Source organism: Prauserella flavalba, assembly GCF_003202235.1.
Classification (GTDB): domain Bacteria; phylum Actinomycetota; class Actinomycetes; order Mycobacteriales; family Pseudonocardiaceae; genus Prauserella_A; species Prauserella_A flavalba.
The window spans coordinates 343138-356148 of record NZ_MASU01000013.1 but is presented as its reverse complement, the minus strand read 5'-3'; the positions used below and the strand labels follow the sequence as shown (position 1 = coordinate 356148).

The window sequence follows — 13011 nt, the reverse complement described above, 5'->3', positions numbered from 1 at the left end:
GTCAGGCGCCATCCTCCCGCTTCGCGGGCGGCTGCTCGCCGCGGATCTCCACGAGCAGCGAGAGCACCTCGCCCATCAGCAGGTCGGTGACCTCGCGCAGCACGGCGGGGGTGCGTTCCTGCTCGCGGTACTTCGCCAGGTCCACCGGCTGGCCGACGGAGTGGACCACCGTCTTGCGCGGGAACGGCCGGAACTTCTTCGTGTAACCGTTCCAGATGTTCTGGGTGCCCCACCGCGCGACCGGGACCACGGGCACGTCGTTGTCGAGCGCGAGCCTGGCGACGCCGGTGTAGGACCGCTTCGGCCAGCCCTCGGGGTCCTTGGTGATCGTCCCCTCTGGATAGATGAGCACGAGCTTGCCGTTCGCCAGCGTCTCGTGCGCGGCCTTGAGGCTGTCGCCCGCGGTGGCGCTTCCCCTGGTGACGGGGATGCCGCCGGAGCCGGCGAGGATCTTGCCGAAGATCGGCACCCGGAAGAGGCTGTCCTTGGCCATGAACCGGGGCACGCGCTTGTTGCGGTGCACGAACACCGCGTCCACGGCGGGGTCGAGGTGCGAGACGTGGTTCATCACGAGCAGCACGGGCCCGTTCTTCGGGATCCGCTCGGTGCCCCGGTAGACGCTCTTGCCCATCCAGGTCAGCGGGTAGAACAGCACCGCGGCCGCCCCGACCCAGAAGCCGCCCTTCTCCCGATCAGCCAAGACTCCTCCTCATCGCGTGCGGAAGCTGACGCGATCCTCCCACAGGCACGCGGCGGCCCGGATAGGTAAAGATGGTGGCGTGGCCACAGACCTCATCGTGCCCCTGAAGCCACCCCACGCCGGCAAGTCGCGGCTGCGGGGCGCGCTCGGCTACCCGGCCGACGCCGAGTGCCACGCGGCACTCGTGCTCGCGCTGGCCTCCGACACGCTGCGCGCCGCGACCGCGGCCCCCGGCGTGCGGCGGGTGCTCGTCGTCGGTTCCGACCCCGAGGCGCTCGCCGCGCTGCGCGAGCTCGGCGCCGAGGTGGTGGACGAACAGGGCAACGGGGAGGTACTGGGCGGGCTCAACGGCGCGCTGCTGGTGGGCGAACGGCTGCTGCGTGCCGCCGACCCGCTGGCGGCCGTCGGCGCGCTGCAGGCCGACCTGCCCGCGCTGCGGCCCGGCGAGCTCGCGGCCGCGCTCGCGGAGGCAGGCGGGCGCAGGGCGTTCACGGCCGACCGGCACGGCACCGGCACCACCCTGCTGCTGTCCGGCGCGGGGCAACCGCTTGCGCCTCGTTTCGGCGAGGGCTCCGCGAGCGCCCACACCGCGTCGGGCGCCGTGCCGCTCGCGCTGAAGGCGCCGTCGCTGCGCGGTGACGTCGACACTCCCGAGGACCTGGAGCACGCCAGGCTGCTCGGTCTCGGCCCGAGCACCACGGCGCTGCTCGGCACGGCGTGCGTTCCGCACTGAAAGCCGTCGCCTGCGCGTTCGCTCGGGTATGCGCAACAGTCGCCTCCGTGGGGAACAATGCAGGGGTGAGCAACGACGAGAGCATCTCCCCGCCCGGTGGGTCGCCGGACGGGCGGCGCGTCACCACGCCTCCGCCACCGCCCGTCGCCCCCGAGAACGGCAGGCCCAAGTCCACCCAGGCCGTCCCCTCGGCCCCGCCGGCGGCGACGGGAGCACAGGAGCTGGCCGACGCACTGCCCGACGACCGGTACTTCAACCGGGAGCTCTCGTGGCAGGACTTCAATGCCAGGGTGCTCGCGCTGTCGGAGGACGAGTCGCAGCCGCTGCTCGAGCGCGCCAAGTTCCTGGCGATCTTCGCGTCCAATTTGGATGAGTTCTACATGGTCAGGGTGGCCGGTCTCAAGCGAAGGGACGAGACCGGCCTGTCCGTACGCAGCGCCGACGGCCTCACGCCCCGCGAGCAGCTGTCCTACATCGCCAAGCGCAACCAGGACCTCGTCGAACGGCACACCGAGGCCTTCGAGCAGCACGTGCGACCGGCGCTGGAGGAGAAGGGCATCCGCATCGTCCGGTGGTCCGATTTGGAGGAGGAGGACCGGGAGCGGCTCTCCCACTACTTCACCGACCAGATCTTCCCGGTGCTCACGCCGCTGGCCGTCGACCCGGCCCACCCCTTCCCGTACATCTCGGGCCTGTCGCTGAACCTCGCCGTGACCGTCCGCGACCCGGAGGGCGGCACGGAACGTTTCGCGCGCGTGAAGGTGCCCAACAACGTGCCCCGGCTGGTGCGCATCGAGCGGCAGCGGGACAGCCACACCGCGACCTTCCTGCCGCTGGAGGAACTGATCTCCGCGCACCTCGGGGAGCTCTTCAGCGGCATGGAGGTGACCGAGCACCACGTGTTCCGGGTCACCCGCAACGCCGACTTCGAGGTCGAGGAGGACCGCGACGAGGACCTGTTGCAGGCGCTGGAACGCGAGCTGGCTCAGCGCCGCTTCGGCCCGCCGGTGCGGCTCGAGGTGGCGCAGGACATGAGCGAGCACATGCTCGAACTCCTGTTGCGCGAGCTGGAGGTGGACCCGCGCGACGTCGTGGAGGTGCCGGGGCTGCTCGACCTCAGCTGTCTGCACCAGCTCTCGGCGATCGACCGCAAGGAGCTCAAGGACCGGCCGTTCGTGCCCGCCACGCACCCCGCGTTCGGCGAGCGGGAGACCCCGAAGAGCGTGTTCGCGACGCTGCGCGAGGGCGACGTGCTCGTGCATCACCCCTACGACTCGTTCTCCACGAGCGTGCAGCGGTTCATCGAGCAGGCCGCGGCCGACGACAAGGTGCTGGCGATCAAGCAGACGCTGTACCGCACCTCCGGCGACTCCCCGATCGTCGACGCGCTCGTCGACGCGGCCGAGGCGGGCAAGCAGGTCGTGGCGCTCGTGGAGATCAAGGCCCGCTTCGACGAGCAGGCCAACATCACGTGGGCGCGCACGCTCGAACGTTCCGGCGTGCACGTCGTGTACGGCCTCGTGGGGCTCAAGACCCACTGCAAGGTGGCGCTCGTGGTGCGCCAGGAGGGCTCCACGATCCGCCGCTACTGCCACATCGGCACCGGCAACTACAACCCGAAGACGGCGCGGCTGTACGAGGACCTGGGGCTGCTGACGGCCGACCCGGCGATCGGCGCGGACCTCACGGACCTGTTCAACGTCCTCACCGGATACTCCCGGCAGGCGACCTACCGCAACATCCTGACGGCGCCCAACGGCATCCGGCGCGGCATCCTCGACTGCATCCAGCACGAGATCGACGTGGCCCGTTCCGGTGGGCCGGCCGGCGTGCGCCTCAAGTGCAACTCGCTCGTCGACGAGCAGATCATCGACGGCCTGTACCGCGCCTCGCAGGCCGGGGTGCCGGTGGACGTCGTCGTGCGCGGCATCTGCGCGCTGAAGCCGGGCGTACCCGGCCTGAGCGACAACATCGCCGTGCGCTCGATCCTCGGCCGCTTCCTGGAGCACTCGCGGATCTTCCACTTCCGCGGGGCGGACGCGTACTGGATCGGCAGCGCCGACATGATGCACCGCAACCTCGACCGCCGCATCGAGGCGCTGGTGCAGGTCAAGGATCCGAAGCTGACCGCACAGCTCGACGACGTGCTCAGCTCGGCGCTGGATCCGCTGACCCGCTGCTGGGTGCTCAGCTCCACCGGCGAATGGATTCCCTCTCCCGCCGACTCCACACAGGTGCGTGACCACCAGGTCGAGCTGCTGCGCAGGCACGGGGCCGCCGGGTGAGCGGCATGGACCACGGGCGGGCCATCCGGGCCGCGGGAGCCGTGTTGTGGCGACAGGGCACCTCCCCGGAAATCGAGATCGCGGTCGTGCACCGGCCGCACTATGACGACTGGTCACTGCCCAAGGGAAAAGTCGACCCCGGCGAGACCGCCCCGGTCGCCGCGGTGAGGGAACTCGCCGAGGAAACGGGGTTCACCGCCGTTCTCGGCCGTTTCCTGAATACCGCGGAATACGAGGTGGCCAAGGGCCCGAAAACGGTCGACTACTTCGCCGCGAGGGCCGGCGAGGGCCGATTCATCCCGAACGAGGAAGTCGACGAACTGCGCTGGCTTCCGCCGGCCGAGGCCGAATCGTTGCTCAGCTACGGCACCGACAAGGAGGTGTTGCGGGAGTTCACGGCGCTGCCCCCGGCCCTGACGACGCTCCTGCTGGTCCGGCACGGCAAGGCGGGCAAACGGGAGGAGTGGACCGGTGACGACGATCTGAGGCCGCTCTCGGACGCGGGAATGCGGCAGGCGGAGGCGCTGCGGGTGCTGCTGAGGGCGTTCGGCCCCGACCGCGTGTTCTCCGCGCCGCGCCTGCGGTGTGTCCAGACCGTGCAGGGCCTCGCCGAGGACATCGGTGCCGAGATCGTCCACGAGCCGCTGCTGTCGGAGGACGACTACTGGACCGACCCCGTGGTGGCGTGGTCGCGGCTGCTCGCGATCGTCGCCGACGGCGGCACTCCGGTCGCGTGCAGCCAGGGCGGGGTCATCCCGGACATCGTGAGCGCGCTCGCCGAGCACGGCGGCGTCGAGCTTCCCGAGACGAAGGCGGACGGCGTGGCGAGCAAGAAGGGCTCGGTGTGGCTGCTGTCGTTCGCCGAGGGCGACGCGGGCCCGCGACTCGCGGCCGCACACTACCTACCAACCCCTCTCCCGGCACCGGCCCCGGCGAACTCGTAGCCCCCTCCACCCGCAGTGAAGGCCACCATGCCTGCGCTCAACGCAGTGAAGGTGGCCTTCACTGCGCCCGCCCTTCTCCCCCCGCCACCCAAACAGACGCCCCGCCATGCCTGTCCAACGCAGTGAAGGCCACCATGCCTGCGCTGAACGCAGTGAAGGTGGCCTTCACTGCGGTTGGGCGAACACCGTGCCGTGCGGCGTCTCAGCTTGGCCGGTGCCGGGAGCGGATGGGCGCCCCCGGGAAATGGCCCACGAAACGCGGCAGGGCCCCGCGCCGGGTGGCGCGGGGCCCTGCCGAGAAGTGAGCCGGAACGAACCGGCAGCCCGGTAGCGGGCTTACTTCTTCTTCTTGGCGGCAGCGGTGGTCCGCTTGGCCGCGGTCTTCGGGGCCGCCTTGGCGGTGCTGGCCTTCGCCGTGGTCTTGGCGGGGGCCTTCTTCGCGGTGGTGGCCTTTGCCGTGGTCTTCGCCGCGGTCTTGGCGGTGGTCTTCGGAGCCGCCTTGGTGGCAGTGCTCTTCGCGGCCGTCCTCGACGAAGCGGCCTTGGTCGCCGTGCGGCTCGTCGTGCTGCGAGCCGTCGTGGCACGGGAACGCGTGGTGGTGCTACGCGTCGCGGTCGGCCTGCTGGCTGCCGCCCTCGTCGTGGTGCCAGTGCTCCGCGTCGACGTGGAAGCCGTCGAACGCTTGGTCGTGGTGGCCTTCGGCAGCTTCTTGGCGCCGCTCACCACGTCCTTGAAGGTCGTACCGGCGCGGAAGGCCGGGACGTTGGTCTTCTTGACGCGCACGGTCTCGCCGGTGCGCGGGTTCCTGGCGGTACGGGCAGCCCTGGCGCGCTTCTCGAACACACCGAAGCCGGTGATGTTCACCTTCTCGCCCTTGTTGACCGTACGGATGATGATGTCGACGAGGTTGTCGACAGCCTGCGAAGCGACCTTCTTGTCGCCCAGGCGCTCGGAGAGCGCCTCGATCAGTTGGGCCTTGTTGGCCATTCCAGTCCTCCAAGAAGAACTACTTGTTACCCGGCCACACCGGCCGACATGCGCACACGGTATTACCAACGCAGCACAAATTCCAAACGGCACGCGGATTTTTTCCTTATCGGGTGCGCTGTTACGCCCCCGGCGGGCCCCGTTCGGGGCCCTTCCGCAGCCGTTCGGCGTGGTTTCGCCGGCCGCCGGCCGAGCGCGGATTCCCTTTCTGAGCAGGGAATCCGTGTCTCAGGAAGCCGCTTGAGGGGTGGTCAGGGGCTTCCAGGAGGGCCGCTGGGCCTCGAACGAGACGATCTCGTCGGCGTGTCGGAGGGTGAGAGCGATGTCATCGAGCCCCTCGAGCAGCCGCCAGCGGGTGTAGTCGTCGATCTGGAAGGGCGCGGTGAAGTCCTTGGCCCGTACTGTCTTCGCCTCGAGGTCCACCGTGACCTCCGTGCCGGGCTCGTTCTCGAGCAGCTTCCACAGCAGCTCGACGTCCGCCTGCTCGCACTGGGCGGCCACCAGACCCCCCTTGCCGGAGTTGCCCCGGAAGATGTCGGCGAACCGGGAGGAGATGACCACCCGGAAGCCGTAGTCCATGAGCGCCCAGACGGCGTGCTCACGAGAGGACCCGGTGCCGAAGTCGGGGCCGGCGACGAGGACGCTGCCCTGCCGGAACGGCTCCTGGTTGAGGATGAACTGCTCGTCGCCGCGCCAGGCGGCGAACAGGCCGTCCTCGAAGCCGGAGCGGGTCACGCGCTTGAGGTAGACGGCCGGGATGATCTGGTCAGTGTCCACGTTGGACCTGCGCAAAGGCACTCCGACGCCGGTGTGCTTGGTGAAGGGCTCCATGGTTTCGTGACTCCCTGGCTGAGGTCTAGTTGAGGTCTTCGGGCGAGGACAGGGTGCCCCTGACGGCGGTCGCGGCGGCCACGAGCGGGGACACCAGATGGGTCCGGCCGCCCTTGCCCTGCCGCCCCTCGAAGTTGCGGTTCGAGGTCGAGGCGCTGCGCTCCCCGGGCTTCAGCTGGTCCGGGTTCATGCCGAGGCACATCGAGCAGCCGGCCTGCCGCCACTCGGCGCCGGCGGCCGTGAAGACCTCGTCGAGCCCCTCCTCCTCGGCCGCCTTGCGCACCCGCATCGAGCCGGGGACCACGAGCATGCGCACGTTGTCGGCCACCTTGCGGCCCTTCAGCACGCCCGCGGCGGCCCTCAGGTCCTCGATCCGGCCGTTCGTGCACGAGCCGAGGAAGACGGTGTTCACCGCGATCTCCCTCAGCGGGGTGCCCGGTTGAAGATCCATATAGGACAGGGCCTTCTCGGCGGCGAACCGCTCGGTCTCGTCCGCGATGGCGGCCGGGTCCGGCACCGACTCCCCGAGCGGGAGGCCCTGGCCGGGGTTGGTGCCCCAGGTGACGAACGGTGTCAGCTCGTTCGCATTCAGGTGAACCTCGGCGTCGAACACGGCGTCGTCGTCGGTGCGCAACTCCCGCCAGTTCGCCACCGCGGCGTCCCAGTCGGCGCCCTTCGGGGCGTGCGGACGGCCCTCGAGGTAGGCGAACGTCGTCTCGTCGGGAGCGATCATGCCGGCGCGGGCGCCCGCCTCGATCGACATGTTGCAGATGGTCATCCTGGCTTCCATCGACAGCGACTCGATCGCGCTGCCTCGGTACTCCAGGACGTAGCCCTGACCGCCGCCGGTGCCGATCTTGGCGATGACGGCGAGGATGATGTCCTTCGCGGTGACGCCGGGGCGCAGTTCCCCATCGACGTTGATCGCCATCGTCTTGAACGGGCGCAGCGGGAGGGTCTGCGTGGCGAGCACGTGCTCGACCTCGGAGGTGCCGATGCCGAAGGCCATCGCGCCGAACGCACCGTGCGTGGAGGTGTGGCTGTCGCCGCACACCACGGTCATCCCGGGCTGGGTCAGGCCGAGCTGCGGGCCGATGACGTGCACGATGCCCTGCTCCGCGTCTCCCATGGGGTGGAGCCGCACGCCGAACTCCTTGCAGTTGCGGCGAAGCGTGTCAACCTGGGTCCGCGAGACCGGATCGGCGATGGGGAGCTCGATGTCCACCGTCGGGACGTTGTGGTCCTCGGTCGCGATCGTGAGGTCGGGCCTGCGTACCGGGCGGCCGGCCAGCCGCAGTCCGTCGAACGCCTGCGGGCTCGTGACCTCGTGCACGAGGTGCAGGTCGATGTAGAGCAGGTCCGGCTCGGCGCCTTCGCCGCGGCGCACCGTGTGCGAGTCCCAGACCTTCTCTGCCAGCGTGCGGCCCCGCTTCTCTGCCATCAGGGCTCCTCCATTGAATGAGCGTGTGTGCGAGCTTGAGGAGTCGGCTCCGTCCCGGATTCTGGACTTCCCAAACTCCGGGATTATAGTATCGCCTTGTGGGACAGCATAACCCTGAGAACCAGCAGAGCGGTATCGGCGTGCTGGACAAGGCCGTCGCCGTTCTGCACGCCGTGGCCGAGGAACCGTGCGGCCTGGCGGAATTGTGCACCCGCACGGGGTTGCCGCGCGCCACCGCGCACCGGCTCGCCGTCGGGCTGGAGGTACACCGGCTGCTGCGCCGTGGCCCCGACGGCCGCTGGCGCCCCGGTGCCGCGCTCGCCGAGCTCTCCGGCGGCACCACGGATCCCTTGCTGGACGCGGCGAGCGTGATCCTGCCGAAGCTGCGGGACATCACGGGCGAGAGCGTGCAGCTGTACCGCCGCGACGGCGTCCAGCGCATCTGCGTCTCCACCGCCGAACCGCCGAGCGGCCTTCGTGACACGGTGCCGATCGGCGCACGGCTGCCGATGACGGCGGGCTCCGGTGCCAAGGTGCTGGCCGCGTGGGCGGATTCCCACACGCAGCGCACGATCCTGGCCGAGGCCGTCTACGGGGAACGGACCCTGCTGGAGGTCCGGCGCCGGGGCTGGGCGCAGAGCGTCGCCGAGCGGGAGCCCGGTGTGGCCAGCGTCTCGGCTCCGGTACGGGATTCCTCCGGCACGGTCATCGCCGCGGTGTCGGTGTCGGGACCGGTCGAGCGGATCGGCCGCAAGCCGGGTGCCCGCTGGGCGGCGGACCTCCTCGCGGCCGCGGACGCCCTCCAGGAACGCCTGTAGCGCCAGGGGTTGCCGGGTCAGGTGAGGCGCACGGGGTTCACGATGTCGGCGGTGATGGTGAGCAACATGATGGCGCCGCCGATGAGCACGAGGGTCAGTGTCACCGTGGACAGTCTGGTGTAGTCCACGGGCGGACCCTCGGCCTTGCCCCGCAACGCACGGAGCCGGTTGCGGAGCCGTTCGTACCAGACCACCGCGATGTGCCCGCCGTCCAATGGCAGCAGCGGCAACGTGTTGAACACGGCGAGGAAGAAGTTCAGCCCCGCCAGCAGGAGCAGGAACAGCTGCCACAGGCCCTGCTCGACGGCCTCCCCGCCGATGCGGCTCATCCCGACGACGCTCACGGCCCCTCGGGATCCCGTTCCCCGCCGAAGATCGCGCCCACCACCGCGGGGATCTTCTCGGGGAACTCCAGCAGCCGCTGCCAGGTCTGCGCGAACATGTCGCCTGCGAAGCCCGCGGCACCGGGGATGGCCCCGAGCGCGCCGTAGTGGAACTCGCGGGGGAAGGTGACCCCGATCGACCCGGTGCTGACGATCTCGACCGGACCATCCTCCTGCGCTTGTGGACGGTCGACGCGCGGGACGTCCACGGTCAGCGGCAGCACCTGCCTGTCACGCTCGACCTCGATCGCGGTGGGCGCGGAGGACCGCTCGATCGAGGAGATGACGTCGACGTAGGTGGGCGTCGGCGTACCCGCGACGGACACGATCTCGTCTCCGGGCCGGATGCCGGCGTCCCGCGCGGGCGCGGGGTCGCCCTGCGCGCACGCGGGCGTGGTCACCTCGGCGGCGGTTCGCGCGTCGCGCACGCACGCGCTGACGGCGGGCACCTGCGGGGTGCCGGTGAGGTTGGGCAGGCCCATCGTGACGGCCAGCGCGTAGAGCACCACGAAGCCGACGAGCACGTTGACCGCGATGCCGCTGCCCGTCACGACGGTGCGCTTCCACGCCTTGTGCCGCCACATCGCCCTGGGCTTCTCGTCGGGCGTGAGCTCGTCGAGCGTCGTCATCCCGGCGATCTCGCAGAACCCCCCGAAGGGGATCCACTTCAGGCCGTATTCGGTCTCGCCACGACGGAAGGAGAACTGCTTCGGACCGAAGCCCACGAAGAACCGCCGTACCTTCATCCCGAACGCCTTGGCGGCGAGCATGTGCCCCGCCTCGTGAAGCGCGTCGAGGCGCCCCCCACCGAGTCTCCAACCCAAGCATCAAGGCAACGTGATCTCGAGCGCCTACCTACGTGGGGGTCCGGGGGGCGAAGCCCCTCCGGGCGGGGCGTGGGGGTTGCACCCCCACAAGACACAACGAGAAAGGCCCCTGTCCGCGCTTTCCGCCTACCTACGTGGGGGGTCCCGGGGGGCGAAGCCCCTCCGGGCGGGGCGTGGGGGTTGCACCCCCACAAGACACAACGAGAAAGGCCCCTGTCCGCGCTTTCCGCCTACCTACGTGGGGGTCCGGGGGCGAAGCCCCTCCGGGCGGGGCGTGGGGGTTGCACCCCCACAAGACACAACGAGAAAGGCCCCTGTCCGCGCTTTCCGCAGACAGGGGCCTCCGCCCTTTCGAGTACCCCCGATGGGATTCGAACCCACGCTACCGGCGTGAGAGGCCGGCGTCCTAGGCCGCTAGACGACGGGGGCTAGGAGGTGTTGCTTCCTTGTTGCTGGAGAGAAACTTACCAGACCGGTTTTTTCCCTCTGCAGCTGGGGTACCAGGACTCGAACCTAGACTAACTGAACCAGAATCAGTCGTGCTGCCAATTACACCATACCCCAAAGAGGTGCCTCGCCCGAGCGCGCTCCGGCTCAGCACCACTGGAAAGAAATACTAGACCACGCCGGAAACGGCGTCTCAACCGGCCCCGGCTGTCAGCGCTGCGCGGGCACGCCGATCCGCACGAACTCGGAGACGAGCAGCTCAGGGAGCTCGGCGAGGCTCGAGATGACGTGCACGCCTGCGGGCACGTCCACGTCGGCCTCGCCCCGGTTGAGCCACACTCCGCCGAGACCGGCGTCACGGGCGCCCACGGCATCGGTGCGGAGCTTGTCGCCGACGTGCACCGTCTCGGACATGTCGCAGCCCAGCTTGAAGCAGACCGAGTGGAACATCACCGGATCGGGCTTGGCGACCCCCACCTCGCCCGCGATGGCCACGTAGTCGAAGAAGCGGGCGAGCCCCAGTCCGGCCAGCTTCTCGCGCTGGTGGGCTCCCGAGGCGTTGGTCACAGCGGCGACGCGCACGCCCGCGGCGGTCAGCCACTCCAGGCACGGCAGGACGTCGTCGAACAGCCGCCACGACGTCCGCAGCAGCTCCTTGCGGCCGACCTCCAGTTCGGCCGCCTCGGCGAGGCCGACGCACGTGCCCAGCTCGGCCAGGAAGGCCTGCGTGCGCCTGGCGTGCATCTCGGCGTAGTCCAGCTCGCCTGACACGACCCTCGCGACGTGCTCGTCGGTGACCCGCTCCCACAGCTCCCATGCGTCGGTCCTGCCGATGAGCGCCTCGAGCGATCTTCGGCTGGCGGCCGTGAAATCGATCAACGTGTCATCGATGTCAAGGCACACGAGCCGGAGCTCGGGCGGGTCCCAGGGAGGCGCGTCGTCGTCGCGATCGGAAACGGTTTGCGGTGCTGTCGGGGAGCCAAGCGCAAAAGCCACCCGCCGAGGCTAGGGCACTTTCCGCTTTATCGACTCGGCTGACGAGGTGATAAAGCCGGGTCTGTTTCGGTCCAGGTCGTCTACGCTCAGTTGCCCGGCAGCGCGCGACGCAACCGGCCGAGTGAACGCTCCCGCCCGAGCAGTTCCATCGACTCGTACAGCGGCGGGGAAACGGTACGTCCGGTCACCGCCACGCGCACGGGCGCGAACGCCTTGCGCGGCTTGAGTCCGAGGCCCTCCACGAGCGCGTCCTTGAGCGCCTCCTCGATGGCCGCGGTCTCCCAGGACGGCAGCGCTTCGAGCGCCTCGATGGAGGCGCGCAGCACCGGCTCCGAGTCGGGGCCGAGCGCCTTGGTGGCCGCGGCCTCCTCCGGCGCGAAGTCCTCCTCCGAGATGAACAGGAACCGCAGCAGGCCGGTCGCCTCGGACAGCACGACCACGCGTTCCTGCACCAGCGGGGCGATCGCCCGCAGCGCGCCGAGCTGCTCCTCGCTCGGCGCGGCCGGCAGTACTCCTGCCGCGACGAGGTAGGGCAGCGTGCGCTGCACGAAGTCCTCGTGCGCGAGCGCCCGGACGTGCGTGCCGTTGATCGCCTCCGCCTTCTTCACGTCGAAGCGGGCCGGGTTGGCGCTGACCTTCGTGATCTCGAACGCCTGCACCAGTTCCTCGACGCTGAAGACGTCGCGGTCGTCGGCGATCGACCAGCCGAGCAGGGCGAGGTAGTTGAGGAGGCCCTCGCGAATGAACCCGCGGTCCCGGTAGTTGAAGAGATTGGAGGAGGGGTCCCGTTTGGACAGTTTCTTGTTGCCCTCGCCCATCACGTAGGGCAGGTGCCCGAACTCGGGCGTGAACTCGGCGAGCCCGATCCGCGTCAGCGCCCGGTACAGGGCGATCTGGCGGGGCGTCGACGGCAGCAGGTCCTCGCCGCGCAGAACGTGCGTGATGCGCATGAGCGCGTCGTCGACCGGATTGGTCAGCGTGTAGAGCGGCTGGCCGTTGGCCCGCACCAGCACCGGGTCGGGCACGGTGCCCGCCTTGAACGAGATCTCGCCGCGCACGAGGTCGTTCCACGACAGGTCCTCGTCGGGCATCCGCAGGCGCAGCACCGGCGCGCGGCCCTCGGCGCGGAAGGCGGCCTTCTGCTCCTCGGTGAGGTCGCGGTCGAAGTTGTCGTAGCCGAGCTTGGGGTCCTGACCGGCCGCCCTGCGCCGCTCCTCGACCTCCTCGTTGGTCGAGAACGCCTCGTACAGCTCCCCCGCCTCCAGCAGGCGCTTGGCGACGTCGGCGTAGATCTCGCCGCGTTCGCTCTGCCGGTAGGGGCCGTGCTCGCCGCCCACCTCGGGGCCCTCGTCCCAGTCGAGGCCGAGCCAGCGCAGCGCGTCGAGGAGTGCCTCGTAGGACTCCTCGGAGTCGCGTGCGGCGTCGGTGTCCTCGATGCGGAACACCAGCTTGCCACCGTGATGACGGGCGAAGGCCCAGTTGAACAGCGCCGTGCGGATCAGCCCGACGTGCGGGGTCCCGGTCGGCGACGGGCAGAAGCGGGCGCGGACGGCGATGTTCTCAGTCATAGCCCATCCAGCGTATCGCCCTTGACGTGCGCGGCTTCCCGGTGCATGGTG

The 13011-nt window shown here is 69.9% G+C and carries 10 protein-coding genes, 2 tRNA genes and 1 pseudogene; 4 read left to right on the top strand and 9 right to left on the bottom strand.

Translation table 11 applies throughout. The annotated features are described in order from the left end of the window. Position 1 precedes the first annotated feature (1 nt). Positions 2 to 700 (bottom strand): lysophospholipid acyltransferase family protein, encoded by a 699-nt coding sequence (locus tag BA062_RS28940; protein WP_110342170.1) that lies wholly within the window; start codon positions 698 to 700, stop codon positions 2 to 4. 79 nt (positions 701 to 779) lie between these two features. Here BA062_RS28940 and cofC point away from each other — a divergent pair, with 79 nt between their 5' ends. The 3 genes from cofC (at position 780) to BA062_RS28925 (ending at position 4662) form a co-directional block, all read left to right on the top strand. Next, positions 780 to 1433 (top strand): 2-phospho-L-lactate guanylyltransferase, encoded by a 654-nt coding sequence (gene cofC / locus BA062_RS28935; protein WP_110342168.1) that lies wholly within the window; start codon positions 780 to 782, stop codon positions 1431 to 1433. Positions 1434 to 1498: 65 nt separating this feature from the next. Next, positions 1499 to 3718, top strand: a complete 2220-nt coding sequence (locus BA062_RS28930) for an RNA degradosome polyphosphate kinase (RefSeq protein WP_245960057.1) — start codon at positions 1499 to 1501, stop codon at positions 3716 to 3718. Between the two features lie 5 nt (positions 3719 to 3723). Further along, positions 3724 to 4662: an NUDIX hydrolase gene (locus tag BA062_RS28925; protein WP_168214124.1), complete on the top strand. Its 939-nt coding sequence runs from the start codon at positions 3724 to 3726 to the stop codon at positions 4660 to 4662. 336 nt (positions 4663 to 4998) lie between these two features. Here the strand turns inward: BA062_RS28925 and BA062_RS28920 are convergent, their stop codons facing one another. The 3 genes from BA062_RS28920 to leuC form a co-directional block, all read right to left on the bottom strand. Continuing rightward, entirely contained in the window at positions 4999 to 5649 is a 651-nt protein-coding gene (locus BA062_RS28920) for an HU family DNA-binding protein (RefSeq protein WP_110342164.1), read from the bottom strand. A 228-nt stretch (positions 5650 to 5877) separates the two neighbouring features. Continuing rightward, on the bottom strand, positions 5878 to 6480 hold the full coding sequence (gene leuD / locus BA062_RS28915; RefSeq protein WP_110342162.1) for a 3-isopropylmalate dehydratase small subunit: 603 nt from the start codon (positions 6478 to 6480) through the stop codon (positions 5878 to 5880). A gap of 25 nt (positions 6481 to 6505) precedes the next feature. After that, on the bottom strand, positions 6506 to 7921 hold the full coding sequence (gene leuC / locus BA062_RS28910; RefSeq protein WP_110342160.1) for a 3-isopropylmalate dehydratase large subunit: 1416 nt from the start codon (positions 7919 to 7921) through the stop codon (positions 6506 to 6508). 98 nt (positions 7922 to 8019) lie between these two features. Here leuC and BA062_RS28905 point away from each other — a divergent pair, with 98 nt between their 5' ends. Then, positions 8020 to 8739, top strand: a complete 720-nt coding sequence (locus tag BA062_RS28905) for an IclR family transcriptional regulator (protein ID WP_110342158.1) — start codon at positions 8020 to 8022, stop codon at positions 8737 to 8739. Between the two features lie 17 nt (positions 8740 to 8756). On the opposite strand, the pseudogene BA062_RS28900 reads toward BA062_RS28905, so the two are convergent. The 5 genes and pseudogenes from BA062_RS28900 to gltX all read right to left on the bottom strand — a co-directional run bounded on the left by BA062_RS28900 (position 8757) and on the right by gltX (position 12960). After that, positions 8757 to 9946, bottom strand: a pseudogene (locus BA062_RS28900) (M50 family metallopeptidase). Positions 9947 to 10305: 359 nt separating this feature from the next. Next, positions 10306 to 10378: transfer RNA gene (locus BA062_RS28895), tRNA-Glu, on the bottom strand. Positions 10379 to 10441: 63 nt separating this feature from the next. After that, positions 10442 to 10513, bottom strand: a tRNA-Gln gene (locus tag BA062_RS28890). Between the two features lie 93 nt (positions 10514 to 10606). After that, entirely contained in the window at positions 10607 to 11299 is a 693-nt protein-coding gene (locus BA062_RS28885; RefSeq protein ID WP_110342156.1) for an HAD family hydrolase, read from the bottom strand. A 179-nt stretch (positions 11300 to 11478) separates the two neighbouring features. Further along, positions 11479 to 12960 (bottom strand): glutamate--tRNA ligase, encoded by a 1482-nt coding sequence (gene gltX, locus BA062_RS28880; RefSeq protein WP_110342154.1) that lies wholly within the window; start codon positions 12958 to 12960, stop codon positions 11479 to 11481. Positions 12961 to 13011 lie beyond the last annotated feature (51 nt).

Bases quoted from the DNA above. Each gene is read 5' to 3' on its own strand.
- BA062_RS28925 (WP_168214124.1), top strand. From the start codon at position 3,724: ATGGACCACGGGCGGGCCATCCGGGCCGCGGGAGCCGTGTTGTGGCGA.
- BA062_RS28920 (WP_110342164.1), bottom strand. From the start codon at position 5,649: ATGGCCAACAAGGCCCAACTGATCGAGGCGCTCTCCGAGCGCCTGGGC.
- leuD (WP_110342162.1), bottom strand. From the start codon at position 6,480: ATGGAGCCCTTCACCAAGCACACCGGCGTCGGAGTGCCTTTGCGCAGG.
- leuC (WP_110342160.1), bottom strand. From the start codon at position 7,921: ATGGCAGAGAAGCGGGGCCGCACGCTGGCAGAGAAGGTCTGGGACTCG.
- gltX (WP_110342154.1), bottom strand. From the start codon at position 12,960: ATGACTGAGAACATCGCCGTCCGCGCCCGCTTCTGCCCGTCGCCGACC.